The organism is Halomonas sp. DP1Y21-3 (genome assembly GCF_019801245.1).
Taxonomy (GTDB): Bacteria; Pseudomonadota; Gammaproteobacteria; order Pseudomonadales; family Halomonadaceae; genus Halomonas; species Halomonas litopenaei.
The window spans coordinates 1,133,584-1,158,255 of record NZ_JAHVJM010000001.1 but is presented as its reverse complement, the minus strand read 5'-3'; the positions used below and the strand labels follow the sequence as shown (position 1 = coordinate 1,158,255).

Here is a 24,672-nt window from a genome sequence, read left to right as displayed (position 1 = left end):
AACAAGGTCGATGCCCCAGGTCGACGCCTGATGGCCGGCACAGGGGGCGGGCGTGGGGCGGGCCAGGGGCTGACGCAAGGACAGGGCGATGGCCGTGACCGCGTCGAGGGTCGCAAAAGCGTCCGGCAAAAGACGATAGGGATGCGTATCATGGGTGGCATCGTAGTCATTTATCCTTACAGGGACGCCGATCCATGGCCTCAATCCCCATCGTTCTCGTCGACGGTTCTTCCTATCTGTACCGTGCCTTCCACGCTCTGCCGCCGCTGACCACCTCCGAGGGTCAGCCCACCGGCGCCATCAAGGGCGTGATCAACATGCTCAAGCGGCTGATCAAGGACTACCCGGACAGTCCCATGGCGGTGATCTTCGACGCCCCGGGCAAGACCTTCCGCGACGAGCTCTACGACCAGTACAAGGCCCAGCGGCCACCGATGCCCGACGACCTGCGCGCTCAGGTGAAGCCGCTGCACGAGTGCGTGCGTGCGCTCGGCCTGCCACTGCTGTGCATCGAGGGGGTCGAGGCCGACGACGTCATCGGCACCCTGGCGAAGATGGCCACCGACGCCGGTCGCGACGCGGTGATTTCCACCGGTGACAAGGACATGGCCCAGCTGGTCAATGGCCATATCACCCTGGTCAACACCATGAAGGGCGAGACCCTCGACGTGGACGGGGTCAAGGACAAGTTCGGCCTGCCGCCGGAGCTGATCATCGACTACCTGGCGCTGATGGGTGACAAGGTCGACAACATCCCCGGAGTCCCCGGAGTGGGCGAGAAGACCGCCATCGGCCTGCTGCAGGGCATGGAAGGCGGGCTCGACGTCATCTACGGCGATCTCGACAAGGTCAAGACGCTGTCGTTTCGTGGCGCCAAGACGCTGCCGAAGAAGCTCGAGGAGCACCGCGACAAGGCCTACCTGTCCTACGAACTGGCGACCATCAAGACCGACTGCGAGCTGGAGCTCGGCCTCGATGATCTGGCCATCGCCGCGCCGGATCGCGAGGCGCTGAAGACGCTGTATCAACGCCTGGAGTTCAAGAACTGGCTGTCGGAGCTGCTGGCAGGCCAGGATGAAGGCGTCGATGATGTCGCCGGTGGTTCCGACACCCCCGAGGGGGACAACGGAGGCGAAGGCGATAACAAGAACAAGGCCCAGGCGACGCCTTCCAGCGAGCGCCAGGATACGGTGATCCTCGAACAGGCCGAGCTGGACGCCTGGCTTGAGCGACTGGCCGCTGCCGAGGCCTTCTGCTTCGATCTGGAGACCACCAGCCTCAACTACATGGAGGCCGACATCGTCGGTGTCGGCCTGTGCCTGACGCCCGGCGAGGCGGCCTACATTCCGCTGGGCCACGACTATCTCGATGCCCCGGCCCAGCTCGATCGCAAGGCGGTGCTCGAGGCGCTGGCGCCGCTCCTGGCCGACGAGGCGATCGCCAAGATCGGCCAGAATCTCAAGTACGATATCTCGGTGCTGGCGCGCTACGACATCCCGGTCAAGGGGCCCCTGGTGGACACCATGCTCGAGTCCTATGTGCTCGACTCCACCGCCACCCGCCACGACATGGACTCGCTGGCGCTCAAGTACCTGGGCGAGGGCACCGTCAAGTTCGAGGACATCGCCGGCAAGGGCGCCAAGCAGCTGACCTTCAACCAGATCGCCCTGGAACAGGCCGCGCCCTACGCCTGCGAGGACGTCGACATCACCCTGCGGCTGCACCAGACGCTGCGCCCGCGAGTGGACGACACCGGTCGGCTGGCCGAGGTCCTCGACGAGCTCGAACGCCCGCTGGTGCGGGTACTGTCGCGCATGGAGCGCAACGGCGTGGCGCTGGACGCGGAGCTACTGCACACCCAGAGCCGGGAGCTGGGGGAGCGCATTCGCGAGCTCGAGGCCCGCGCCTATGAGCTTGCCGGGCGCGAGTTCAACCTGGGCTCGCCCAAGCAGCTCGGCCAGATCCTGTTCGAGGAGCAGGGCATCCCGGTGATCAAGAAGACCCCCAAGGGCGCGCCCTCCACCGCCGAGGCGGTGCTCGAGGAGCTGGCGCTGGACTACCCGCTGCCCAAGGTGATCATCGAGCATCGCGGCCTGTCCAAGCTGCGCTCGACCTACACCGACAAGCTGCCGAAGCTGGTCAACAAGGCCACCGGCCGGGTTCACACCAGCTACCACCAGGCGGTGACCGCCACCGGGCGGCTGTCGTCTTCCGACCCCAACCTGCAGAATATTCCGATTCGCACCGACGAGGGACGGCGCATCCGCCAGGCCTTCGTGGCACGACCGGGCTATCGCATCGTGGCGGCGGACTACTCCCAGATCGAGCTGCGCATCATGGCTCACCTGTCCGGCGACAAGGGCCTGTTGTCAGCCTTCGCCGAGGACAAGGACATCCACGCCGCCACCGCCGCCGAGGTGTTCGGGGTGGCCCTGGACAAGGTCAACGGCGAGCAGCGGCGCAGCGCCAAGGCGATCAACTTCGGCCTGATCTACGGCATGAGCGCCTGGGGCCTGGGCCGCCAGCTGCATATCGAGCAGAGCCAGGCCAAGACCTACATCGACCGCTACTTCGATCGCTATCCCGGGGTCGCCCGCTATATGGAGCGCATCCGCGCCCAGGCCGCCGAAGACGGCTACGTCGAAACCGTGTTCGGACGCCGGCTCTACCTGCCGGAGATCCACTCCCAGAACCGTGCCCGGCGCCAGGGCGCCGAGCGCACCGCCATCAACGCACCGATGCAGGGCACCGCGGCGGACATCATCAAGCGCGCGATGATCGATATGGACGCCTGGCTCGCAGACCAGGCCGGCAGCGACGGCTTCGACGCCTGGATGGTGATGCAGGTCCATGACGAACTGGTGTTCGAGGTCAGAGAGGACCAGGCCGAGGCCTTCATGGAAGAGGTCAAGACGCGCATGCAGAACGCCGCCAGCCTCGACGTGCCGCTGATCGTCGAGGCCGAGTGCGGTGACAACTGGGATGAAGCGCACTGAGGCGTTGCCGCGGATGCTGGAGCGCCGAGTCGGAGCTTCTATCGCCATCGCAGAGGATGACGCAGGCCCAGCCGACCTTGCTCGTTCCAGTCATCCCACCCTGAGAAGGGGATCGTCGACTCCCCTTCCAGGCCCTTGAGCCTGGCCCGCCAGTCGGCCTTGGTGCTTTCGAGGTGCCGGCAGAATGCGGTCTCCTCCTGATAGGCGAGGCCGCCGCCCTGGATGCCGAAGGCGAGCTGTGGTGGCAGCACTTCGAGGCCCAGGTAATACAGGGAACAGTGGAAGGGGTACATCAGCCGAACAATGTCTCCCGCTCTGCCGGCGGGCTCGAAGGCTTCCGCCGGCGATCCCGTCGTCACCGCGCAGATAGCGCGTTTGCCCTTGAGTCGCCCGTGATCATAGCGGCGACTTCCAGAGTACATCCCTCCGTACACCATCACGCGATCGAACCAGCCCTTGAGCATGGCCGGTGGTCCATGCCACCACAGTGGAAACTGAAAAATCACCAGCTCTGCCTGTTCCAGCCGTTGGATTTCTCTTGCCACGTCGTCGGGAAGTTGTCCGCCTTCGAAGGCGTGGCGTTGCTCCGTCAGTGCGTTAAATACCTGCGAATCCTGGCGATTGCGATAGTGGCGAGGGTGTTCAATGGCATCGAAGCCTTCAGCGTACAGGTCGCTGATGACCACCCTATGGCCCTGGGAGATCAGAGTGTCGGCGGTGATGGCGGTCAAGGCGCCGTTCAGGGATTGGGGTTCAGGGTGACAGTGAACGATCAGGACATTCATGGTCGACTCCGTTGCGGTGGGTGTGGTTCAGGCTATGCCTTACACTTGTGCAACGAAATTCCCTATTCTTGTCGGCAGGCTTTGCAAAAATGAACAGTTGGGACGACTTGAGGACGGTGCTCGAGATTTCGCGCTCGGGCTCTCTCTCAGGGGCGGCACGCCAGCTTGGCGTCAGCCACGCCACCGTGTTTCGGCGCCTGCGAAACATCGAGCGGCGCCTGGGGGTGCTGTTGTTCGAGCGCTCACCCGGTGGTTACCAGCCCACCTTGGCAGGGGAAGAGATGGCGCAGGCGGCAGCACGCGTGCACCAGGAGGTAGAAGGGGTGACGCGCCGCATCCAGGGGCGGGATCAACGGCTGGAGGGCGTCATTCGCGTCACCCTGACAGACTCCTTGCTGCAGGGGCTGTTGATGCCGGTATTCGAGGCGTTCCAGCAACGCCATCCCGCCATCGTGCTTGATGTCTCGGTCTCCAATGCCCTCTATGATCTGGCCGCTCGCGACGCCGAGGTGGCGATTCGGCCCTCCAACCAGCCACCCGAGACGTTGGTCGGTCGGCGAGTCGGTTCGATCCGCCAGGCGATCTACGTGGCTCGCGATGGCGAGATCTCCGAGCCGGGAGATATTACCGCCTGGATCGATCAGGGACAGCGCCCCGACGATGCGGCGCTGGCGGCTTGGATGGAAGACAAGGTCGAACGAGCCATGGTCCGCTTCCGTTGCGATAGCCTGCTGGGGCGGCAGCAGGCCGCCAGGCGTGGCTTGGGGGCGGTGGTGCTTCCTCGTTATCTGGGCGATGCTGATGTCGGCTTGAAACAGGTAGGAGATGAGTTGGAGGCATTGGCGGTGGACCTGTGGCTGTTGGCCCACCAGGACATGCGTCAGGTCGTGCGTATACGCCTGTTTCTCGACTTTCTTGCCGAGTCGCTCAGGGCGAGGTTGGCGCCCGGGGCGGCAGACCCAAAGCGCTAGGCCAAGCCTTGGTACCCGCCGTAGGGTACCGCTACGACTTTGGACAAGACCCACCGGCCGCGAAACAAGGAGAGCGACCATGACGACAGCACCGGTACGCCCGCAGATACTCGCCTTCGATATCTTCGGCACTGTGGTCGACTGGCACGGGAGCATCGCCCGGGAGGTCGAGGCGTTGGGTTTGCTCACGTCGCCTGCTGCATCGGCATCGATGACGCCCGCGGACTTCGCCAGAGCCTGGCGCGCGGGCTATCGGCCGGCCATGGACAGGGTGATGTCCGGCGAGCTTGGCTGGACACGTATCGACGACTTGCATCGGATGATTCTCGATGAGCTGCTCGATCGCCACGGGCTGGCACTGGACGAGGTGGGCAGGGCCCATCTCAACCGCGCCTGGCATCGTCTGGCGCCCTGGCCCGACAGCGTCGAGGGGCTGTCACGGCTCAAGCGCGGCTATACCCTGTGCACCCTGTCCAATGGCAACCTGGGGCTGCTCGCCAATATGGCCAAGCACGCCGGCCTGCCCTGGGACCTGATCCTGTCCGCCGAGGTCTTTCGCGCCTACAAGCCCCATCCCGACACTTACCTGGGAGTGGCCGAGGTCTTCGAGGTGGCCCCCGAGGAGGTGATGCTGGTGGCCGCCCACCAGGACGACCTCGACGCCGCCCGCCGCTGCGGCCTCAAGACCGCCTACATCGAGCGTCCCCATGAGTTCGGCGAAGACGCCCCCAAGGCGGTGGATGGCTCACCCGACAACGATCTCCACTGCACCTCGTTGATCGATCTGGCCGATCGTCTGGGCGCCTAGTGTCATCGCTATCCAGTCGTGGCGTGGGCGCTGACTGCGCCCGATGGGGGCAGGTGCGGCACCAGGTCGATGGTGCCGAAGGACTCGAGCGAGACCCACACCACGAAGGCCGCGTAGACCACCAGCAGACAGATCGACTCGCGCCGCGACAGGATCATGTGGGTGCGCATCATCAGAAACAGCAGCACCGTGGCGAAGGTCAGCGCGGCCATCATCGGCGCCGCCAGCGAGAAGTCGATCACCGCGGTACCGGCGATCAGCACGCCTGCCGGGATGCACACCAGCAGGTCGAAGGTGTTGCTGCCTAGCACATTGGCGATGCTGGTGACGCCGCGTCCCTGGCGTGCCGCGCGGATGGAGACGAAGGCATCGGGAATCGAGGTGCCGGCCGCGACCACGGTGATGCCCCACAGGAAACTCGGGGTGCCGAAGATCTCGCCGAAGTTGATCGCCGCGCGCACCAGCCCCTCGACGCCGACCACGATGACCACCAGCGACAGCGCCAGTCGTCCCCACTCTCGTCCCGGGCGGATGTCGCTGACGTCCTCGTCGGATTCATGATCCAGAGTGTCCTGGTACTGCACAAATAGGTAGAGCCCGTACAGGGCTACCGGCATCAAGGCCAGCCAGCGGGTCATCTCGCCCTGGATGCTGCCGCCCTGGGGCGAGGTCTCCACCGGATGGTAGATGGCGGCGAAGGCGAAGGTCAGGGTCAGCACCGCCACCGCGATCATGTAGAACTGGGCTTCCTTGTAGACCAGGTCGCGATTGGCCTGAAGCGGTGACTTCGAGGCCAGCCCGCTGAGCCCGGGAATCACCAGGATATTGAACAGCGCCGAGCCGACGATGGCCGCCACACCGAGCTCGAACTCGCCGTGGACCAGGGTCGAGATGACGGTGGTGGACAGCTCCGGGAAGCTCGAGCCCACCGCCACCACGATGGCGCCCTGAACGATTTCCGGCAGCCGGTAGTAGGCCGACAGGCGCTGGCTCGAGCGTTCGAGCAGACCGCTGCCCTTCCAGATGATGGCGGTGGCGATGATGGCGACCAGCGTCCAGAGCAAGATGGCGGACATTCCCTATCCTTGAGCGAGAAGTGGCCCTGTCAGCTTAGCCTTCCTGATCGCTCGCGCAAAAGACAGACGCTGGCTATCGCGGCACCATCAGGAACAGCCCGGAGAGCAGCGCAAACAACAGGACGCCCTGACGCAGGCGCTTCGCATCCAGACGCTGGTGCATGATTCGGCTCAAGACGGTTCCGATCAGCAGAGGGGGAAGAAGAGCGAGCGCCCACCACAGCTGTGTCTGTTGCACGGCACCTGCCATGGCGAGAATCAACAGTGACAGTACCTCGCCGACCACGAAGCAGCAGGCAATGGTGGAGCGTAGCTCGGGACCCGGTCGATGCTGGTAGAGCAGGGCCAGGGGAGGGCCACCGACCCCGGTGGCGGTTTCGGTGACGCCGGTGATGGCACCCACCGTGAGGCAGGCGCCGGTGCCCGGTCGAAACACCGGAGCAAACAGGGCGACCAGCACCGCGAGCACGGTGGACGCTCCGATCAACTGGTTGAGCCCCTGAGTGCTCAGCACCATCAACACCGCGAGCCCGGCCAGGGTGCCTGGCAATCGTCCAGCGCTGATCCAGGCGCTGCCGCGCCAATCGATGGCCTCGCGCTCGCGCAGCGCCACCAGCAGATTCAGCGGAAGCATCAGGACCAGCAGTGCCACCGGCAGCAGAGTCGGTGCCAGAATTCCCAGCACCGGGGCCACAATCAGCGCGAAACCGATACCGATGGCTCCCTGGACGAAGGACGCCAGCAGGGTGGCTACGGCGGCGATCGCATAGGTAGTGGTCGTCAGCATCGGGGCTCCCCATTGCCTCGCTGCCTTGAGGGCGTCGCTTCACCAGCTTTTCCATGGCGCTCGCGATGCACCTCGGAGGTCGGATGGACCCGCTGGATCGGTGCCTTGTTGATGGCGGCGGGAGCCACCTCGCGGACTTCAGCAAGCAGTGCCCGTGCGTCCCAGTCCACTGGCCAGCCTTGCCACAGTCTCAGTCGGCCAGCGGTGAACACGGCTTCGATCTGATCCCGATTGCCGTAGCGCACAAGTTCCCAGGGCCGGTCCCAGGAAGGCGTCATCTCAGGCACCTCGAGGTCCACCAGCAGGAAGTCGGCGGCTTTGTCCACAGTGATGTCGCCGGTGATGCTGCCAAGCCCGCAGCACTCGGCGCTGCCCTGGGTAGCGTGCTCCAGCCAGCGCCAGCCACCGCCACAGGAGCTGTCGCCGGTAGCCAGACCGAAGGCCATTCGCTGGCTGGTCTCGGCCGCATCCATCAGGCGAAAGCCATCACTGCGGGTACCGTCTGTACCGAGCCCGAAACGGATGCCAAGCGCCGCCATCTGCAGGGCGGGCGCCACCGCGTTGCCTTTCCAGCTGCTGGCGACCGGATTGAAGGCCACCGCGGTATCGGTATCTCGCAGCAGATTGAGTTCGTCTGGCGTGACCAGGGTGGCGTGGGCGATCAGAGTCTGTGGGCCGAGTGCGCCCACCGCGTGCAGATGCTCCAGCGGCCGCTGTGAGCGCGTTACCAGAGAACGTTCGACCGCCTGGAGGTGCTCATTGACGTGGCTCTGGAAGATCGCTCCCTTGTCGCGGCATAGCGTGGCGACGTCATTGAGCATATCGTCGCTGGCCGCTTCGGGAATGGAAATTGCCAGGGATGGATGGATCAACGCGTGGTCGCGGTAGTCAGCCAGGTGGGCCACTGCACGGTCGAGAATGGCGTTGCGTTGCTGGGGCGAAGCGCTACCGCCCCGATCATTGCAGATCATGCCGAGCACGCAGCGAAGCCCGCTCTCTTCGGCCGCCTTGGCGAGTGCGCCGATTTCCCCCGCACTGCGGGTGCCCGCGTCCACCGCAGTGGTAAAGCCTCCGCGCAAGGCCTCGAGCGCCGCCAGTTTGGACGACAAGTGAAGCAGTCGCTCGTCCAGGCTGGATTCCAGAGGCACCCAGATGCGTCGAAAGATTTCGGAGGGTTCTCCGAACACCAGCGACTTGCCCAGTGACTGGGTCAGATGATGGTGGCTGTCGACGAACCCCGGCATCATCAGGTGTCCCGGCAGGTCGATCGGGGGCAGCGTCGGATGACGGGCGACCAGGGCTTCCTTGGGTCCGATATCGATGAAGCGCCCGGCGCTCGTCACGACTCCCATGTCACGCTGAATGCTTCCATTCGCAAGCAGTTCGCCAGGGCACAGCAGCAGCTCGCTGGCCGAGAGTCGCTGGCGCAGTTGCTGATCGAGCGTCATGAATCTGTCTCCGGAGCTTCGGTGTGGGTGGGCTGGGTCTCTCGGGCGCTGTTGCCGCTGCCCAGGTGGTAGAAGGCCAGGTTGACGATCACCGCGGTGAGGGTGCCCATGGCCAGTCCATTACCCAGGATGATCTGCAGGTGGGTCGGGAAGGCAGAGTAGAAGCCCGGTACAACGATCGGCAGCAGACCCATGGCCAGCGCCGAGGCCAGCGTGAAGAGGTTGCCGTGCTCATTGAAGTCGACGCGGCGCAGGATATTGATGCCCATGACCCCGATGATGGCGAAGACGATGACGGCGGTGCCGGCTACCACCGGTGTCGGCAGGGTGGCGGCCAGTCGGCCCAGAGGTGCCAGCATGGCCAGCAGGATCAGCAGACAGCCGGCGGCGATGGTGACATAGCGCGAGCGCACGCCAGTGGCCCGGATGATGCCGATATTCTCGCCGCTGGTGATGATCAGCGAGGTGCCGAGGCAGCCGCCGAACAGCGAGCCCAGGGCGTCGGCGCGAATGTTTCTGGGAACCAGGGCCTTGGCGTCGCCTCGCTTGCCGACGATCTCGGCGGTGGCCATGGTCTGGCCGGTGGCCTCGGTCATCGACACTACGCTGAAGATGATCAGCGGCAGCGACGCCAGCAGGTCGAACTTGGGCATGCCGAAAGGAAAGAGCTGGGGCAGGGCGATCAAGGGGCCATCGAGGATGCCCGCCACGCTGAGGTGACCGAAGGCTGCCGCGATCAGCGCACCCATGACAAGCCCGATCATCACCGAGATGCGACGCAGGGCGCCGGTAAACACTCTGGCACTCACGACGATGCAGGCGATGGTGGCCAGCGCCAGCAGAATGGTCGAAGGGGCAGCGAAGTCGGGGCTGTCAGGGCGCCCGGCGATGAGGCCACCGAAGATCTTGACCAGGTTGATGGCCACCAGCAGCAGCATGGTGCCGATCACGATGGGCGGAAAGAAGCGGAGAACTCGGGTGAAGAAGGGCAGTGCCAGGAAGTAGAACAAGGCGGTCAGAATCACCGCACCGGTGGCGGTCTGGATATCGGTGGCCTGGGCGATCGCCAGAAAGATGACGATGGGGGCACCGCCAGGGACCTGCACGAACGGGAGTCTCGCGCCGAAGCCCAGAACCCCGATGGATTGCAGCAGGGTGCCGAGGCCACAGGCGAGGAAGGTGGCGCTCATCAGCGGTACCGTGACGTCAGGCCCGAAGCCCAGCGCCTGGCCGACCAGGAAGACCGCCGTGATCGGTGCGGCTGCCATCACCAGTACGTGCTGCAAGCCGTAGAGGATGGCGGCCTTCAGTGGCAGCCGTTCATCCACCGGATCGACGGAATCGGTGTGAAGAGGAGAAGACATGGGTGGCCTCATTGTTGTTGTCGTTCAAGAGTGTGCGTCCAGGTGTATGCCGAACCGCGTTTCTTCAGCGGGTTTCAGGTGAAAGCTAGCGCTGAGTCAGTGTGCGCGTCTATCATCGTTTTTCGTGAGATGTGTTGCCGAAATGGCAACGATTAGTGAGCCAGCCATGGTCTGACGAATCAGGAGACACCGCGTGCCCTTGATGACCACCGCGCTACGCTATTTCGATGAGGTTGCCCGACAAGGGTCGATCCGCAGGGCCGCAGACCAGCTCCATGTGGCAGCATCGGCGGTCAATCGCCAGATCCTCAAGCTGGAGGACGAGCTTGGCGTACCGCTGTTTGAGCGGCTTCCCCGCGGCCTGCGTCTGTCCTCGGCGGGCGAGCTGCTGGTCTATCAGGTGCGACAGTGGCAGCGGGACGAACGTCAGCTGCTGGGGGTGCTGGACGATATCCGTGGCACCGGTACCAGCGAGGTGCGGGTCGCGTCGGTGGAGTCAGTGACCGACCGCCTGCTGCCGGTGACCATTCGGCGCTTCATGGAGCGCTATCCTCGTGTGCGTTTCGACCTGTCCACCGATCTTACCGACCCCATCATCGACGCTATCCTGTCGGGAGAGGCTGACATCGGACTTTGCATCAATCCGCCGTCCAATCCCCGCCTGCGTACCCTGCGACGGCTCGAATTGCGTTTCGGGGCGGTCATGGCGCCGTGGCACGCTCTGGCCAGGGCGTGCGAGCTGCGCCTCAAGGATTTCGAGAACGTCCCGGTGATCTTGCCGGACCAGGCAATGTTTCGTGGCTCTACTCTGGAACGCGCGCTGTCCACTCAGGACGTGCGGCTCTCCGCCGTTGCCGCGTGTGGCCGCATCCTGAGCATGAAGTCGCTCGCCAGAGAGGGCGTGGGGGTGGCGTTTCTCAATCCGCTGGATGTGACACGTGAACTGGCCGAGGGGGAGCTTGTCTTTGTGCCTTTGCGGGATCGCGGTATCGCTGCGGCACAGTTGGAAATGTGTGTGGCCAAGGATCGTCCGCTGCCTCTGGCCATCGCCGTATTCGCCGAAATGCTGGATGAGGCGCTGAAGGAACTGGATGTCGCCACCACCGTCTAGGGCTTGTCTGAAAAGTGCCTGCGCTCGGTAATACGGCGTTAAAAATCGGATCAAAATGCTCATTTACACCCCGTAAACTGCGCTTTCTCACCGATTTTTGCCTTGTCTAACCTTCGCTCGTCGACTTTTCGGACAGCGCCTAGTCACTCGCGTCACGCGAAGTAGGTCTTCAGACTGCCGAGATGGCACTGCGGGTGCTATGGTGTCGGTCATGGATTGCTTATCTGGTCGTGGTTGCCACGGCCTCACTGCCGGAGACAAGGATATGACACGGGGAAAGATGGGATGGGCCGCTGTGGCCATGCTGACACTGGCTGGCTGTGCGTCGACCTCACAACCGCAGACGGCGGCCGAGATGTTCGACTGCGACGCCCTCAATCAGGCCGTGGCCAGTGCCGACAATGATTTCACCGACATCAAGGGACGCTTCGACGACACTCGGCTGACCCGCAGCTGGGAAACCGATGTCCAGGCCTTCCACGACTCCTGTCTGATCACCTCGGCGCAGCGCCCGGATCACTACTCCTGTTTCGGACGGATGGACAGTGACGACCCACGTGGTGCCCTGGTGGCCGGTGGTGAGGCCCTTGGCCAGTGCCTGGGCAGTGACTGGACCTCCACCCGCGAGACGTCCGATCGTCTGGTCTTCTCCCGGGCCGGCAGCGACACCACCGTGACGCTGGAAACCTTCCTCAACGACCGCGGCCGCCGTATGGGCAGCCTGGATGTGTGGCAGCATCCGGATGATCTGCGTCTGGAGTCCACCGACGGCTGACTGCCGCTGTTGGGCCCATGACGGGTCCATTGGCTGCACTAACGACAGGGCCCGTGCCGATCGGCACGGGCCCTGTCGTTGTGGCCTTGGCGTTTGTGCTTCTTGCGCAGGCCCTCGTCAGCGGCGAGGGCCTGGCGTGGACGGGCTTAACGCCAGCCGACGCGATCGAAGATCTTGACCGCTTCCGGGTTGTTCTCGCCCAGCACGCTGACGTTGACTTCGTCCTTCTTGAACTCGCCCCAGGAGCCGAGTACCTCGTCCACGGCGACACCCTCGACCACCGGGAATTCGTGGTTGCCCACGGCGAACAGTTCCTGAGCTTCGTCGGAGGCCAGGAACTCGAGGAAGGCGACGGCGTTGTCGTGGTTAGGTGCACCCTTGACCAGGCCGGCACCACCGACGTTGACGTGGGCACCACGGTCCTCCTGGTTGGGGAACAGGATCTGCACGCTCTCGGCGGCCTCGCGCTCGTCGGCGTCGTCGGAGGTCAGCAGACGCACGTAGTAGTAGTGGTTGGCCACCGCCACGTCGCACTCGCCGCTGGCCACGCCCTTGATCTGGTCGCGGTCGCCACCCTCGGGGTCGCGAGCCATGTTGTCGACCACGCCCTGGGCCCACTCTTCGGCACCTTCTTCACCGTGGTGCTCGACCATCGAGGCCAGCAGTGACTGGTTGTAGATGTTGTTGGAGGAACGGATGCAGATCTTGCCCTTGAGGCTGGGGTCCGCCAGCTTCTCGTAGCTGTCGACCTGCTCGGGCTCGATGGTCTCGGGGTTGTAGAAGATCGCCCGCACGCGCTGGCTGAAGCCGAACCAGTCGCCTTCGGGGTGGCGCATGCTCTCGGGCAGGCGCTCGTTGAGCACCTCGGAGTCCACCTGCGCGAAGATGCCTTCCTCCTCGGCGCGCCACAGGCGGCCGGCGTCCACGGTCATCATGATGTCGGCGGGGCTGGCCTCGCCCTCGCGCTTGATGCGCTGGATGAGCTGGTCGGAATCGCCCTGCAGCACGTTGACCTCGATGCCGGTCTGTTCGGTGAAGGCGTCGTACATGGCCTGGTCGGAGTCGTAGTGACGTGCCGAGTACACATTGACGCTGCCGTCGGCGTAGGCGAGACCGGAAGCGCCGGCCAGGGCGATGGCGATGGCAAGACGAGAGACGTTGGACATCGGAGACCTCGAGTGGCGGATGGAATGATAATACGTGTCATTCGGTGTCCGTATTGAACGACCTCCCGGGCACGGCGTCAATCACTGTGCCTCCTTGGGCTGATGTAGGGTGCTTCTCTCGGCATAGTGGAGGGGGCACGATCGATGTACTGATGGGGGCTGCGTCGGGGGCGGATACCTCCGACCATCGGGCGCTCCAGCCTGGCGCTGCGCCCCCTGGCACCCGCTGCTTCGGGAGCCGGCAGAACTGCGAGGCTGACCTGTTGGAGCGGGAGATATCGCACAGGCAAAGGAGAAGGCGTGTCGAAAGGATTCGCGTTACCATGGCCAATCCATCGGCTTTCGCCGTCGTCCATCCGACCTTCGACACGCGATCCCCTCCATGACCTCACACCTTGCCAGCTCCGCCACCGTTTCCGAGCAGACCTTCGAGGAAGGCGTTGTCGCCGATCCTCTGCTGGCTGTGCGCAATATCCAGCATCGATACGACAGCAAGCTTGCCGTCAGCGACGCCTCCTTCGACATCGCGCCGGGCGAGGTGGTGTGCCTGCTCGGGCCGTCGGGCTGTGGCAAGACGACGCTGCTGCGCATCGTCGCCGGACTCGAGGCGTTGCAGCAGGGGGAGCTCAAGTTCGACGGCCAGACCCTGGCCGCACCGGGGCGTCCTCACGTGCCGCCGGAGAAGCGCAGCGTGGGGCTGGCCTTCCAGGAATCGGCACTGTTTCCCCACTTGAGCGTGCTCGACAACGTGACCTTCGGGCTCAAGGGGATGCCGGCGCGGGCGCGCCGTGAACGTGCCCTGGAGCTGCTGGCACAGCTGGGCATGGACGGCTACTCCGAGGCCTTCCCGCACACCCTGTCCGGTGGCCAGCAGCAGCGGGTGGCCCTGGCCAGGGCTCTGGCGCCCTCGCCGCAATTGATGCTGCTGGACGAGCCTTTCTCGAGCCTCGACGCGCGTCTCAGGGACCGTATCCGCGATGACACCCTGCACGTGCTCAAGCAGGTGGGCGCTGGCACTCTGCTGGTGACCCATGACCCCGAAGAGGCGATGTTCATGGCCGATCGCATCGTGCTGATGCGCGATGGTCGGGTGGTGCAGGTAGGCACGCCGGAAGAGCTCTACTGCGCGCCGGCCGACCCCTTCGTGGTGACCTTCTTCGGGGACGTCAATCGCCTGGAAGGCGTCGCCGAGCGCGGCTATGTGCATACCGCGGTGGGGCCCGTCGCCACCGACCTGCCTGACGGCGCCCGCGCCCAGGTGCTGATGCGCCCGGAGGCGCTCAGGGTGGTGGAGATCGAGAGCGCCGGCCAGCACGCCCACCACAGCCACGTGCTGATGGCACGACTGCTGGGGCGTTGCAGTCTGCTGCACCTCTGCGTGCACGGTATCGATGGCCAGGAGGCCCACATGCACGCCCGGGTACCCGGGGTCTTTCTGCCGAGGGAAGGCCAGGCCGTGCAGGTCAGTCTCGACCCGGCCCAGGTATTCGTGTTCCCCGCCGAGGCGTCCGGCGTCGAGGCCGTCTAGGGCCCCTGGCCCTGGCGCACCAGGGGGGGGGGCACTATTCGTATCGGGTCGTATCCAGTCGTATCCAGCAGGGGCCAGCGTCAGTCGCTGGCCTGGCCCGGGCGCGAGCGGCGCATCGCCAGGCTCAGCAGCACCACCGGAATGATCCCCACGGCAACGATGGCCAGGGACGCTGTCGAGGCCTCGGCCAGGCGTTCGTCAGCGGCCAGGTTGTGGGCTCGTACCGCCAGGGTGTCGAAGTTGAACGGGCGCAGGATGATGGTGGCCGGCAGCTCCTTCATCACGTCGACGAAGACCAGGATCCCGGCGGCCAGCAGGCTGCCGCGCATGATCGGCGTATGCACCTTGCGCAGGGTGCCGGTGGCGGTCTCGCCGAGGGTGCGGGCGGCCGCGTCCATCGACGGGGTGACCTTGCCCAGGCTCGCTTCCACGGCGTTGAACGACACCGCGAGAAAACGCACCACATAGGCATAGATCAGGATAAAGGCGGTACCGCTGAGGATCAGGCCGATCACCTCCCCGGTGGCGGCCTTGTACAGCTGGTTGAGCTGGACGTCGACCCAGGCGAAGGGGATCAGGATGCCTACCGCCACCACCGACCCCGGAATCGCGTAGCCCAGCGAGGCCACCCGCGTGGCCGTGCGGGTCAGCGGGCCCTGTTCGAGTCGGGCGCCATAGCTCAGCACCACCGCCAGCCCCACCGCGATCAGGGCGGCGACGGCTGCCAGCAGCAGGCTGTTGCCGGCGTACTCGAAAAAGGCGCTGCCCAGCACGCTGTCTCCGGCCTTCAGCGCCATGTACCCCAGCAGCAGGCAGGGCAACAGGAAGCCCACCGTCACCGGCAGCGCGCAGGCCAGGGTGGCCGCCCAGGCGCGTGCACCGCTTAGACGGTACTCCGGTAGTTGCTGGTAGCGGTGAGAGGTGTGGTGGAAGCGGCGCTTGCCCCGGGACCAGCGCTCCAGCAGCACGAACAGGATCACGAAGGCCAGCAGGCACGCCGCCAGCTGGGCGGCGGCGACCTGTTCGCCAAGTCCGAACCAGGTGCGATAGATGCCGGTGGTGAAGGTATCCACGCCGAAGTACTGCACCGCGCCGAACTCGTTGAGGGTTTCCATCAAGGCCAGCGACACGCCCCCCACCAGCGCCGGTCGCGCCAGCGGTACCGCCACCTGGGTAAACATCTGCCAGGGGCCGCGGCCCAGGGTGCGTCCCACGTCGAGCATGCACACCGACTGCTCGAGGAAGGCCGCCCTGGCCAGCATGTACACGTAGGGGTAGAGCACCAGGGTGATCAGGGTGGCGGCACCCGGTAACGAGCGGATGTCGGGAAACCAGTAGTCCCCGCGGGACCAGCCGAAGGCTTCGCGCAGGGCCTCCTGCACCGGCCCTGCGTACTGCAGAAAGTCGGTGTAGGCGTAGGCGATGACGTAGGTGGGTACCGCCAACGGCAGCAGCATGGCCCATTCGAACAGGCGCTTGCCGGGAAAACGGCACATCACTACCAGCCAGGCGCAGCCGGTACCGATGGCCAGGGTGCCAAGGCCGACGCTGAGTACCAGGAACAGGGTGTTGAGCAGATAACGCGTCAGCACAGTGTCGGCCAGGTGACGCCAGATATCGCCGGCGGGCACCAGAATATGGGCCAGGATCACCAGCACCGGCAGTGCCACCACCGCGGCGACCGCCAGCGTCAACCAGCCCCAGCGCGAAAGCCGCCGGGAACGAACCTTGGCCACGGAATGAGTACTGCTGGACACGGACGGACTCCTGCTGCGGGCACCGCTGACGGACGGGAGGCCAGATCATACCAGTCCGTGCCGGCGGCTGCAGTTGGCCATCAAGGGGAGGCATGGAGACGCGCACCAAACGGAAGTGAGACCTTGGCTCGGCGGGCTTTGAAAGTGAATAACTATTCATTTATTTTAAGAGGCATCTCAAAAGAGGGTAAATGTCATGCGCCCACGCGACGACACCAAGCGGGTGGCACTGCTCGAGGCGACCCTGGTCGAGGTCACCGAGCACGGCTTCGGCGTGGCCTCGGTGGCCCGTATCGCGCGTCGCGCCAGGGTGTCGCCCGCCACCCTCTATATCCACTTTGCCGACAAGGACGCCCTGCTGGAGGCGACCTTTGTGCACGTCTGTGACCAGCTGATCGATACCGCCCTGGAGGCCTTCGATGCGGCACTCGAGCTGCGCCAGGCGCTGCGCGAGATGTGGCATGCGCTGTTTCATCTGGCCCTCGACCAGCCGCGCCTGTTTCGCTTCCACGACGCCTTCAGCCATTCGGTATGGATGAATGATCGGGTCCGCGAGCGCAACGATCTGCGCCTGGCGCCCTTGCTCGATGCCATCGCCCAGGGGCATCGGGATGGCGTGCTCAAGCCGGTTGGGCTTGCGCTGCTGGAAAGCTTCATGTTCCGCCCGATCTACCACCTGGTGCAGAGCCAGGGGAGCCACCCGTTCGAGCCCACCCACACCAATATCGACCAGGCCTTTGCGATGGCCTGGGACGCCATTGCCGTTCGCCACGACAACTCGCGTCCCTGACGCCTCAGGAGCCCCCATGACCTTCTCTACGTTTCCTCCGACGTCGCGCCTTGAGCGCCTGCTGGCCAGGTTCAGTCTGCTTGCCGTCGTGGCGCTTGTCGCCGGCTGTGAATCCGACCAGCCGCCCTTGTCCCAGCAGCAGGTACACCCGGTGAAGCTGGTGTCGCTGGACGCCGGGCGCCAGGGCATGTTGATGCGTTATCCCGGCCAGGTGCAGGCCTCGGAGCGTTCGGAGCTGTCGTTCCGGGTCGGTGGGGAACTGCGCGAGCTGGCCGTGCAGCCGGGGGATGAGGTGGAAGCGGGGGACCTTATCGCCCGCCTCGATGATCGTGATGCCAAGAGCCAGCTGGCCAACGCCCGTTCGAGCTACAACCTGGCCGAGGCGACCTACGAGCGTATGCGTATCTCGCTGGAGCGTGGTGCCATCAGTCGGTCCCGCTTCGACGAGGCGCGTGCCGAGTTTCTGTCGGCCCAGGCCCAGCTCAAGCAGGCCCAGGACCAGCTCAGCTACACCGAGCTCAGCGCGCCCTTCAGCGGCGTGATTGCGTCGGTCCCGGTGGACAACTATCAGGTGGTCGGTGCCCAGCAGACCATCGCCGAGCTGCAGCAGCCGGGATCCATCGACGTGACCTTCCAGCTGCCGGAGCAGCAGGTCCGCCGGATCAATGACGAGCGCGCCCAGGCGGTGCAGGACGGCGAGGATGCGGTGGTCTGGGTGACCTTCGCCGAGAACCAGCAGCAGCGCTACCCGGCCCGCTACAAGGAGCACGACAGCAGCGTCAGCCAGGGGTCGCTGAGCTATGAGGTCACCCTGACCCTGCCTGAACCCGACGACATCACGGTGCTGTCGGGCATGAGCGCCACGGTGCTGCTGGACATGAGCGCCCTGACCGGTGATAGCCAGGATCCCTGGCGGGTGCCGGTGGCGGCGGTGGCCACGCGGGAATCGCAGCCTGACCAGGCGGTGGTGTGGCGCTTCGTGCCCGACGACGAGTCCCGCGCCGACGGCCCTGGACGTGTCGAGGCGGTGCCGGTCGTGCCGGGGCGTATCACCACTCAGGGGATGCTGATCGAGGGCGAGCTCGAGGCCGGCGACCGGCTGGTCGCCGCCGGTGCCGAACGCATGCAGGAAGGACGCAGGGTACGACCCTGGATCAAGGAAGAGGGGCTCTGATCGATGGTCGACTACTTTCTGCGCCAGAAGGTCATCAGCTGGATGATCACCCTGCTGCTGGCCGTTGGCGGGGTGGTGTCTTTCTTCGGGCTCGGGCAGCTGGAGTTTCCCGAGTTCACCATCCGCAACGCCATCATTTCGACCCAGTACCCCGGCGCCACGCCAGAACAGGTAGAAGAGGAGGTCACCCTGCGCCTGGAGAAGGCGATCCAGCAGATGCCCGACCTGAAGCGGGTCAGCTCGGTCAACGCCGACGGCCTGTCGCAGATCACCGTGGAGCTCGAGAACACGGTGCGCGAGCACGAACTTGCCCAGTACTGGGACCTGCTGCGGCGCAAGATCAGCGACGTCCAGGCCGAGCTGCCCCCTGGCGCCGGGACCTCCATCGTCAACGATGACTTCGGTGACGTCTTCGGCCTGCTGTTGACCCTGACCGGCGAGGACTACAGCCAGCAGGACCTGGAAGACCACGCCGACCTGCTGCAGCGGGAGCTGCGCCTGGTCGACGGGGTCAAGAAGGTCGCCATCGCCGGCACCGTGCAGGACCAGGTGGTGGTGTCGCTGGACCGTGACCGGATGCGCGCGCTGGGGATCTCGCCACAGCAGTTGAGTGACCTGCTCAACGCCCAGAACGTGGTGGGCGACGCGGGCCATATCAAGCTCGATGGCCTGTCGCTGTCGGTGCAGCCCACCGGCGAGTTCGACAGCGTCGAGTCGCTCGAGCGGCTGGTGGTGGGCCGTCCCGGTGACGGCCTGATCCGCCTTGGCGATATCGCCGAGGTCACTCGCCAGACCACCGATACGCCCCAGTTGCTCTACCACGCAGGGGGGCAGTCCGCGCTGTCCATCGGCATCTCGTTTGGTTCCGGCGTCAACGTGGTGGAGGTCGGCGAACGGGTCGAGAAGCGGCTTTCCGAGCTCGAACAGCGCATGCCGCTGGGCATGGAACTGGCCACCGTCTACCACCAGCCCGAGGTGGTGGAGGACGCGGTCAACGGCTTTCTGATCAACCTGGCCGAGGCGGTCGGCATCGTCATACTGGTGCTGTTGCTGTTCATGGGGGTGCGTAGCGGGCTGCTGATGGGCCTGATCCTGCTGCTGACCATCCTCGGCACCTTCATCATGATGTCGATCCACGGCATCCAGCTGCAGAAGATCTCGCTGGGCGCCTTGATCATTGCCCTCGGCATGCTGGTGGACAACGCCATCGTGGTCACCGAGGGCATGATGATCGGCCTTGCCCGGGGCAAGACCAAGCGCCAGGCGGCGCTGGAGGTGGTCGGTCAGAATCGCCTGCCGCTGCTGGGTGCCACGGTCATCGCGATCACCGCCTTTGCTCCCATCGGGCTGTCGCCGGACGCTACCGGCGAGTTCGTCGGGTCACTGTTCTGGGTATTGTGCTATTCGCTGTTCCTGAGCTGGATCACCGCCCTGACCCTGACCCCCTTCTTCTTCGATCTGTTCTTCAAGGAACGCATCGAAGCGGGCGAGGAGGGGGATAGCGATCCCTATCGTGGCCTGCTGTTCCGGGTGTTTCGCCGCCTGCTGGTGCTGGGGGTTCGATTCCGCTACCTGACATTGGTGCTGGCGGTGGCGCTGCTGGCCGGTGCCTTGTCGCTGTCGGGGCAGGTCAAGAACGCCTTCTTTCCCGACGCCACCACACCGCTGTTCTTTGCCGATGTGTGGTTGCCGGAGGGCACCGACGTGCTGGAGACCGAGCGCACCATCGCGCGCCTCGAGACGCAGGTGCTGGAGATGCAGGACGTGACCCGGGTGACCAGCGTGATCGGTGGCGGCGCACAGCGCTTCACCCTGACCTATGCCCCCGAGGACCGCTATGCGAGTTTTGGTCAGCTGATCGTCGAGACCGAGGACCGCGCGTCCCGGGAAGCCCGCATGAAAGAGGTGATCGAGACCCTGCGCGAGGACTTCCCCCGGGTCCAGTACAAGGTCCAGGCGTTGCAGGTCGGCCCCTCGGCCAAGGCCAGCATCGAGGCGCGCATCTACGGTGACGATCCCGAGACCCTGCACCGCCTGGGCGCCGAGGTGCGTGGCATCTTCCAGGACGAGCCGATGACCGACAGCATCCGGCTGTCCTGGAGCAATCGCGAGAGCGTCATCGTGCCCGAGTTCCTCGAGCAACAGGCACGTCGCGTCGGAGTCACCCGGGACGCCTTGCACCAGGCGCTCAGGCTCAACAATGACGGCGAGCAGGTCGGCGTCTACCGCGAAGGCAGCGAGCTGATTCCGATCGTGATGCGCTCCCGGGAGGACCAGCGCCACGACATCGACAACCTCAGCGCGGTCAACGTCTGGAGTGAAGAGCAGGGACGTTATCTCAGCGCCGGCAACGTGCTCGGCGAGCTGCACACCGAGCTGCGTGATCCGCTGATCAAGCGTCGTGACCGGCGTCGCATGCTGGCGGTGTACGCCGAGCCGATGCCGCTGTCCGGTGAGACCGCTGCCAGCGTGCTGGCGCGGCTGCGTCCCCAGGTCGAGGCCATCGAGCTGCCGCCGGGCTATGCCATCGAATGGGGCGGTGAGTACGAAACCGCCAGCGACGCTCAGAAGGCGCTGCTGTCATCGCTGCCCATGGGCCTGCTCGGCATGTTCATCATCACCGTGCTGCTGTTTGGCCGGCTGCGCCAGGCGCTGGCGATCTGGTCGATCGTGCCGCTGATGCTGATCGGTATCATCGGTGGCCTGGCGTTGCTCGGGGCGCCCTTCACCTTCATGGCGCTGCTCGGCACCTTGAGCCTGATCGGCATGGTGCTGAAGAACGCCATCGTGCTGATGGAAGAGATCAACGTGCAGCGTGGCCAGCAGGACAATGCCCACGACGCCGTGATCCAGGCCGCGGTCAGTCGTGTGCGGCCGGTGACCATGGCCGCCGTGACCACCATGCTGGGGATGCTGCCGCTGTTCACCGATGCCTTCTTCGCCTCCATGGCGGTGGTCATCGTGTTCGGTCTGGGCGTCGCCACCCTGTTGACCCTGGTGATCCTGCCGGTGGCGTATTGCACCTTGATGCGAATTCGCGCTGGCTGATCCTGCCGCCGCTGCCTAGCCACCCGCACCATGGTGCGAGTGCGCGCCGGCTGATTCTGGCGCGACATTCCAACCGCCGCTGCCTAGCCGCCTGCTCCCTGAACGCTGGCCCCATGGGGGCCAGCCTCGTCGGCGATGGGGGACCAGGGGGCGGCTGACACGCCATCTGGCTGCGTCGACGGGGCCCGCTCCACCAGCCAGGAAGAAACCAGCGGCCACAGGGTGTCACGGTGGCGGCGGCGAAATCCTTCCAGGTGCCCCAGCACACCACTGCCCATTACCCTGGGAGACAGCTGCAGGCGCTTGATCGAAGCCCCGGTGAAGTAGCCTGCCAGCAGGTCGATGCTGTCGCTGCTGGCGTAGGGGTCGTCGTCGAGCCCCACCACCAGCAGAGGTAACGCCACGCGGGCGAATCGCACTTCGGCGTTGAGTTCCGGGTCGTCGAAGAAGTAGCGCGGCAGGCTGGTCCAGCGGCTGCACTGGCGGGCCACCCCCTCCGGCACGTCCTCGCTGATACCGAGCCGTCGGCAGGGCACATAGCCATTGAGGCGGGACAGCAAGGGAAATATCAGCTTGAGCAGCATCCAGGCGCGCAGCCGCAGCCAGGGAGATGAGATGAAGCGCAGACAGCTGGCATTGCAGGCGATCAGCACCGCGCCGCTCAAGTGTCGACTGGCGTCGCCCAGGCCGATGGCATGGCCACCGAAGCTGTGACCGATGGCAAGCAGCGGCAAGTCCGGCCAGTGCTGGCGAGCCCACTGGGTCACGCTGTCGGCGTCTAGCTCGGCCCAGTCCTGCATGCGCACCCCCAGTTTCTCGAGATGCTCCGGTCGCGACCGCCCGATGCCGCGGTAGTCGTAGCTCAGCACGTGGAAGCCTTGCTCGGCCAGGAACAGTGCGAAGGCCTGACAAAGGCGTTGTGACACCGCCGAGGCGGAGTGAATGATCACCACCCCACGCAGCGGCTGTGTGGCCTCGAAGTGGCTGGCGCCGAGCGGATAGGCATCGGAGGCGGAGAGGGTGAAGCGGGTCACGTTGGCCATGATGCTGTCCTTGCACAGAGTGTCTAAGAACTCTTAATACGATGCAGGAACGGCGTCGAGGCTTTACCTAATCAGGAGCGCGAGGGGGTGAAAAGTCGAAGAATATGCCGGAAACGCACTGTCAAAATCGTCGTCCTGAACGAGTAGCCCCCGCGAAGCGGGGGCTGTGTGGTTGTGCTGGAGGCTACCCTGAGGGTCAGTAGCCCAGCAGCATCGAGGGCAGGCCTGTGACCAGGGCGGGGAAGTAGGACATCAGCACGCAGGCAATCAAGATCAGCGCGCAGAACGGGATCACCGCCTTGTACAGGTCGAGGGTCTCGACCTCCGGTGGCGCCACGCCCTTCAGGTAGAACAGTGCATAGCCGAAGGGCGGGGTCAGGAAGGAGGTCTGCAATACCACCGCCACCATCACCACGAACCACAGCATGTCGACGCCCATGGTCTCGATGATCGGCAGCATGATCGGGAAGCTCAGCAGCACGATGCCGGTCCAGTCGAGGAACATGCCCAGCACGAATACCAGCAGGAACATCAGGATCAGTGCGCCGGTGGTGCCACCGGGCATCGCCAGCACCAGTTCGCTGATCACGTCCATGCCGCCGCCGATGGAGAACACCCCGGTGAAGGCGGTCGCCCCCACCAGCACGAACATCACCATGGTGGTGGTCTTGCCGGCCTCGATGAAGGTGTTGTAGCAGGTCGACAGCTTGCGATCACCGAAGATCAGGAACAGCAGGAAGGCCAGGGTCACGCCGATGGCCGAGGCCTCGGTGGCCGTGGCGATACCGGTGAACAGGGCGCCCAGCACCCCGAGGATCAGGCTCATCGGCGGCAGTACGTACTTGCACAAGCGGATCACCAGCTCTCCAGTGCTCGTCTCGGCACGCTCCTCGGCGCCTACAGGAGGGCCGAAGTCGGGCTTGATCAGGCAGATCACCAGCACGTAGAGCGCGTACATCGAGCCCAGCAGCAGACCCGGCACCAGGGCGCCGGCGAACAGCGCGCCCACCGACACCGGCGAGTAGCTGGCCATCAGGATCAGCATGATGCTTGGCGGAATCAGGATGCCGAGACAGCCGCTGGCCATGATGACGCCGGCGGACAGGCCCTTGTTGTAGCCGTACTTGAGCATCGGTGCCAGCGCGATCAGGCCCATCACCGCGATGGAGGCGCCGACGATGCCGGTGGTGGCCGCCAGCAGCACCGAGACGATGACTACGGTCAGCGCCAGGCCGCCGCGCACGCGTCCGAGCAACAGGCGCATGCTCTCGAACATCTTCTCGGTGACGCCCGAGTCGTTGAGAAAGCGCGCCATTAGAATAAACAGCGGGATCGCCACCAGGACATAATTGTCCATGGCGCGCCCATAGATGTTGTTGATGATGATGCCGAGCACCTGGGGACCGGGGCCGAACCAGGCGCCGAGTACCGCGACACCGCCCAGCACGAAGGCCAGCGGATGGCCCATGAACAGCCCCAGCATCAGGCCTGCAAACATGAAGATGGTCAGAAGTTCAGCGCTCATTTGGCTTCCTCCACGCCCTGGCCTGTCAGCTCATTGATGGCGCGAATGACGATGGCGATGGCCTGCAGAAGGATCAGCACGCTGGCGATGACCAGCACGGCCTTTACTGGGTAGACCGGGATCGAGACGATGCCGTAGGTGGACTCGGCGCGGCTCCAGGAGCGCTCGAAGAAGCGCCAGCTATAGGTGATGAACATGATGATGAAGGGGGTGAAGAACAGCAGGTAGCCGAGCAGGTCGATCAGTGCGCGACCGCGCCGGGACAGCAGCTGCTTGACGATGTCCACCTCCACATGGGCGTGATGGCGCAGCCCGTAGGCGGCCATCAGCATGAAATGGGTACCGAACAGCATGGTGGTGACGTCGAAGGCCCAGTCGCTGGGGCGTCCGATAAAGAAGCGCATCGCGATGTCGTAGACCACCACGAGGGTGATGATCGCGATCAGCGGAGCGATCAAACGGCCGAACCACTCGTTCAAGCAGTCGATGGCCTTGGCAATGGCGTTCATGGTGGGGTTCT

General features: G+C 65.0%; 19 protein-coding genes. 9 read left to right on the top strand and 10 right to left on the bottom strand.

Annotated features, from left to right (window positions below; all coding sequences use genetic code 11):
* The first annotated feature begins 194 nt into the window (after nucleotides 1-194).
* A complete protein-coding gene (polA, locus tag KUV74_RS05055) occupies nucleotides 195-2,996 on the top strand; it encodes a DNA polymerase I (protein WP_222515757.1) in 2,802 nt (933 codons plus the stop codon).
* A 38-nt stretch (nucleotides 2,997-3,034) separates the two neighbouring features.
* Here the strand turns inward: polA and KUV74_RS05050 are convergent, their stop codons facing one another.
* Complete coding sequence (locus tag KUV74_RS05050; protein ID WP_222515756.1) at nucleotides 3,035-3,781, bottom strand: NAD(P)H-dependent oxidoreductase; 747 nt, start codon at nucleotides 3,779-3,781, stop codon at nucleotides 3,035-3,037.
* Nucleotides 3,782-3,870: 89 nt separating this feature from the next.
* Between KUV74_RS05050 and KUV74_RS05045 the strand changes: the two genes are divergently transcribed.
* Nucleotides 3,871-4,752: a LysR family transcriptional regulator gene (locus tag KUV74_RS05045; protein WP_222568347.1), complete on the top strand. Its 882-nt coding sequence runs from the start codon at nucleotides 3,871-3,873 to the stop codon at nucleotides 4,750-4,752.
* Nucleotides 4,753-4,831: 79 nt separating this feature from the next.
* Complete coding sequence (locus KUV74_RS05040; RefSeq protein ID WP_222515754.1) at nucleotides 4,832-5,560, top strand: haloacid dehalogenase type II; 729 nt, start codon at nucleotides 4,832-4,834, stop codon at nucleotides 5,558-5,560.
* 8 nt (nucleotides 5,561-5,568) lie between these two features.
* Here KUV74_RS05040 and KUV74_RS05035 read toward each other — a convergent pair whose 3' ends face one another.
* From KUV74_RS05035 to KUV74_RS05020, 4 genes are all read right to left on the bottom strand, one after another.
* Nucleotides 5,569-6,636, bottom strand: a complete 1,068-nt coding sequence (locus KUV74_RS05035; RefSeq protein WP_124804999.1) for a sodium:calcium antiporter — start codon at nucleotides 6,634-6,636, stop codon at nucleotides 5,569-5,571.
* A gap of 73 nt (nucleotides 6,637-6,709) precedes the next feature.
* The gene (locus tag KUV74_RS05030; RefSeq protein WP_197037042.1) at nucleotides 6,710-7,423 is read right to left on the bottom strand and encodes a sulfite exporter TauE/SafE family protein; all 714 of its coding nucleotides are present in this window, start codon (nucleotides 7,421-7,423) and stop codon (nucleotides 6,710-6,712) included.
* Entirely contained in the window at nucleotides 7,417-8,871 is a 1,455-nt protein-coding gene (locus KUV74_RS05025) for an amidohydrolase family protein (RefSeq protein ID WP_108131131.1), read from the bottom strand. Before KUV74_RS05025 ends, KUV74_RS05030 begins: the two co-directional genes overlap by 7 nt.
* Nucleotides 8,868-10,235 carry a uracil-xanthine permease family protein gene (locus tag KUV74_RS05020; protein WP_108131132.1) on the bottom strand — a complete coding sequence of 456 codons (1,368 nt, stop codon included), beginning with the start codon at nucleotides 10,233-10,235 and terminating at the stop codon, nucleotides 8,868-8,870. Before KUV74_RS05020 ends, KUV74_RS05025 begins: the two co-directional genes overlap by 4 nt.
* A 202-nt stretch (nucleotides 10,236-10,437) precedes the next feature.
* Between KUV74_RS05020 and KUV74_RS05015 the strand changes: the two genes are divergently transcribed.
* Together KUV74_RS05015 and KUV74_RS05010 are read left to right on the top strand one after the other, a co-directional pair.
* Nucleotides 10,438-11,346 (top strand): LysR family transcriptional regulator, encoded by a 909-nt coding sequence (locus KUV74_RS05015; RefSeq protein WP_261395131.1) that lies wholly within the window; start codon nucleotides 10,438-10,440, stop codon nucleotides 11,344-11,346.
* Nucleotides 11,347-11,611: 265 nt separating this feature from the next.
* Complete coding sequence (locus tag KUV74_RS05010; protein WP_146164618.1) at nucleotides 11,612-12,121, top strand: hypothetical protein; 510 nt, start codon at nucleotides 11,612-11,614, stop codon at nucleotides 12,119-12,121.
* Nucleotides 12,122-12,267: 146 nt separating this feature from the next.
* On the opposite strand, the gene KUV74_RS05005 is transcribed toward KUV74_RS05010, so the two are convergent.
* Complete coding sequence (locus KUV74_RS05005) at nucleotides 12,268-13,287, bottom strand: Fe(3+) ABC transporter substrate-binding protein (protein WP_222515752.1); 1,020 nt, start codon at nucleotides 13,285-13,287, stop codon at nucleotides 12,268-12,270.
* 382 nt (nucleotides 13,288-13,669) lie between these two features.
* Between KUV74_RS05005 and KUV74_RS05000 the strand changes: the two genes are divergently transcribed.
* Complete coding sequence (locus tag KUV74_RS05000; protein WP_222515751.1) at nucleotides 13,670-14,815, top strand: ABC transporter ATP-binding protein; 1,146 nt, start codon at nucleotides 13,670-13,672, stop codon at nucleotides 14,813-14,815.
* An 80-nt stretch (nucleotides 14,816-14,895) separates the two neighbouring features.
* Here the strand turns inward: KUV74_RS05000 and KUV74_RS04995 are convergent, their stop codons facing one another.
* Nucleotides 14,896-16,551 carry an ABC transporter permease gene (locus tag KUV74_RS04995; RefSeq protein ID WP_231498506.1) on the bottom strand — a complete coding sequence of 552 codons (1,656 nt, stop codon included), beginning with the start codon at nucleotides 16,549-16,551 and terminating at the stop codon, nucleotides 14,896-14,898.
* A gap of 217 nt (nucleotides 16,552-16,768) precedes the next feature.
* Here KUV74_RS04995 and KUV74_RS04990 point away from each other — a divergent pair, with 217 nt between their 5' ends.
* Genes KUV74_RS04990 through KUV74_RS04980 form a run of 3 tightly spaced genes read left to right on the top strand, consistent with a single transcriptional unit; the run spans nucleotide 16,769 to nucleotide 21,584 of the window.
* Nucleotides 16,769-17,362, top strand: a complete 594-nt coding sequence (locus KUV74_RS04990) for a TetR/AcrR family transcriptional regulator (RefSeq protein ID WP_108448433.1) — start codon at nucleotides 16,769-16,771, stop codon at nucleotides 17,360-17,362.
* A gap of 16 nt (nucleotides 17,363-17,378) precedes the next feature.
* Entirely contained in the window at nucleotides 17,379-18,536 is a 1,158-nt protein-coding gene (locus KUV74_RS04985; RefSeq protein WP_108131137.1) for an efflux RND transporter periplasmic adaptor subunit, read from the top strand.
* Between the two features lie 3 nt (nucleotides 18,537-18,539).
* A complete protein-coding gene (locus KUV74_RS04980) occupies nucleotides 18,540-21,584 on the top strand; it encodes an efflux RND transporter permease subunit (protein WP_222515750.1) in 3,045 nt (1,014 codons plus the stop codon).
* 83 nt (nucleotides 21,585-21,667) lie between these two features.
* On the opposite strand, the gene KUV74_RS04975 is transcribed toward KUV74_RS04980, so the two are convergent.
* From KUV74_RS04975 to KUV74_RS04965, 3 genes are all read right to left on the bottom strand, one after another.
* Nucleotides 21,668-22,627 (bottom strand): alpha/beta fold hydrolase, encoded by a 960-nt coding sequence (locus tag KUV74_RS04975; RefSeq protein WP_222515749.1) that lies wholly within the window; start codon nucleotides 22,625-22,627, stop codon nucleotides 21,668-21,670.
* Nucleotides 22,628-22,823: 196 nt separating this feature from the next.
* Nucleotides 22,824-24,152, bottom strand: coding sequence for a TRAP transporter large permease subunit (locus KUV74_RS04970; RefSeq protein WP_045991386.1), 1,329 nt, complete (start codon nucleotides 24,150-24,152; stop codon nucleotides 22,824-22,826).
* Complete coding sequence (locus KUV74_RS04965) at nucleotides 24,149-24,661, bottom strand: TRAP transporter small permease subunit (RefSeq protein ID WP_045991387.1); 513 nt, start codon at nucleotides 24,659-24,661, stop codon at nucleotides 24,149-24,151. The genes KUV74_RS04970 and KUV74_RS04965 overlap by 4 nt, the downstream gene beginning before the upstream one ends.
* Nucleotides 24,662-24,672: the final 11 nt, after the last annotated feature.

Coding starts and splice junctions, on each gene's coding strand:
- polA (WP_222515757.1), top strand. CDS start 195: ATGGCCTCAATCCCCATCGTTCTCGTCGACGGTTCTTCCTATCTGTAC.
- KUV74_RS05050 (WP_222515756.1), bottom strand. CDS start 3,781: ATGAATGTCCTGATCGTTCACTGTCACCCTGAACCCCAATCCCTGAAC.
- KUV74_RS05045 (WP_222568347.1), top strand. CDS start 3,871: ATGAACAGTTGGGACGACTTGAGGACGGTGCTCGAGATTTCGCGCTCG.
- KUV74_RS05040 (WP_222515754.1), top strand. CDS start 4,832: ATGACGACAGCACCGGTACGCCCGCAGATACTCGCCTTCGATATCTTC.
- KUV74_RS05035 (WP_124804999.1), bottom strand. CDS start 6,636: ATGTCCGCCATCTTGCTCTGGACGCTGGTCGCCATCATCGCCACCGCC.
- KUV74_RS05030 (WP_197037042.1), bottom strand. CDS start 7,423: ATGCTGACGACCACTACCTATGCGATCGCCGCCGTAGCCACCCTGCTG.
- KUV74_RS05025 (WP_108131131.1), bottom strand. CDS start 8,871: ATGACGCTCGATCAGCAACTGCGCCAGCGACTCTCGGCCAGCGAGCTG.
- KUV74_RS05020 (WP_108131132.1), bottom strand. CDS start 10,235: ATGTCTTCTCCTCTTCACACCGATTCCGTCGATCCGGTGGATGAACGG.
- KUV74_RS05015 (WP_261395131.1), top strand. CDS start 10,438: ATGACCACCGCGCTACGCTATTTCGATGAGGTTGCCCGACAAGGGTCG.
- KUV74_RS05010 (WP_146164618.1), top strand. CDS start 11,612: ATGACACGGGGAAAGATGGGATGGGCCGCTGTGGCCATGCTGACACTG.
- KUV74_RS05005 (WP_222515752.1), bottom strand. CDS start 13,287: ATGTCCAACGTCTCTCGTCTTGCCATCGCCATCGCCCTGGCCGGCGCT.
- KUV74_RS05000 (WP_222515751.1), top strand. CDS start 13,670: ATGACCTCACACCTTGCCAGCTCCGCCACCGTTTCCGAGCAGACCTTC.
- KUV74_RS04990 (WP_108448433.1), top strand. CDS start 16,769: ATGCGCCCACGCGACGACACCAAGCGGGTGGCACTGCTCGAGGCGACC.
- KUV74_RS04985 (WP_108131137.1), top strand. CDS start 17,379: ATGACCTTCTCTACGTTTCCTCCGACGTCGCGCCTTGAGCGCCTGCTG.
- KUV74_RS04980 (WP_222515750.1), top strand. CDS start 18,540: ATGGTCGACTACTTTCTGCGCCAGAAGGTCATCAGCTGGATGATCACC.
- KUV74_RS04975 (WP_222515749.1), bottom strand. CDS start 22,627: ATGGCCAACGTGACCCGCTTCACCCTCTCCGCCTCCGATGCCTATCCG.
- KUV74_RS04970 (WP_045991386.1), bottom strand. CDS start 24,152: ATGAGCGCTGAACTTCTGACCATCTTCATGTTTGCAGGCCTGATGCTG.
- KUV74_RS04965 (WP_045991387.1), bottom strand. CDS start 24,661: ATGAACGCCATTGCCAAGGCCATCGACTGCTTGAACGAGTGGTTCGGC.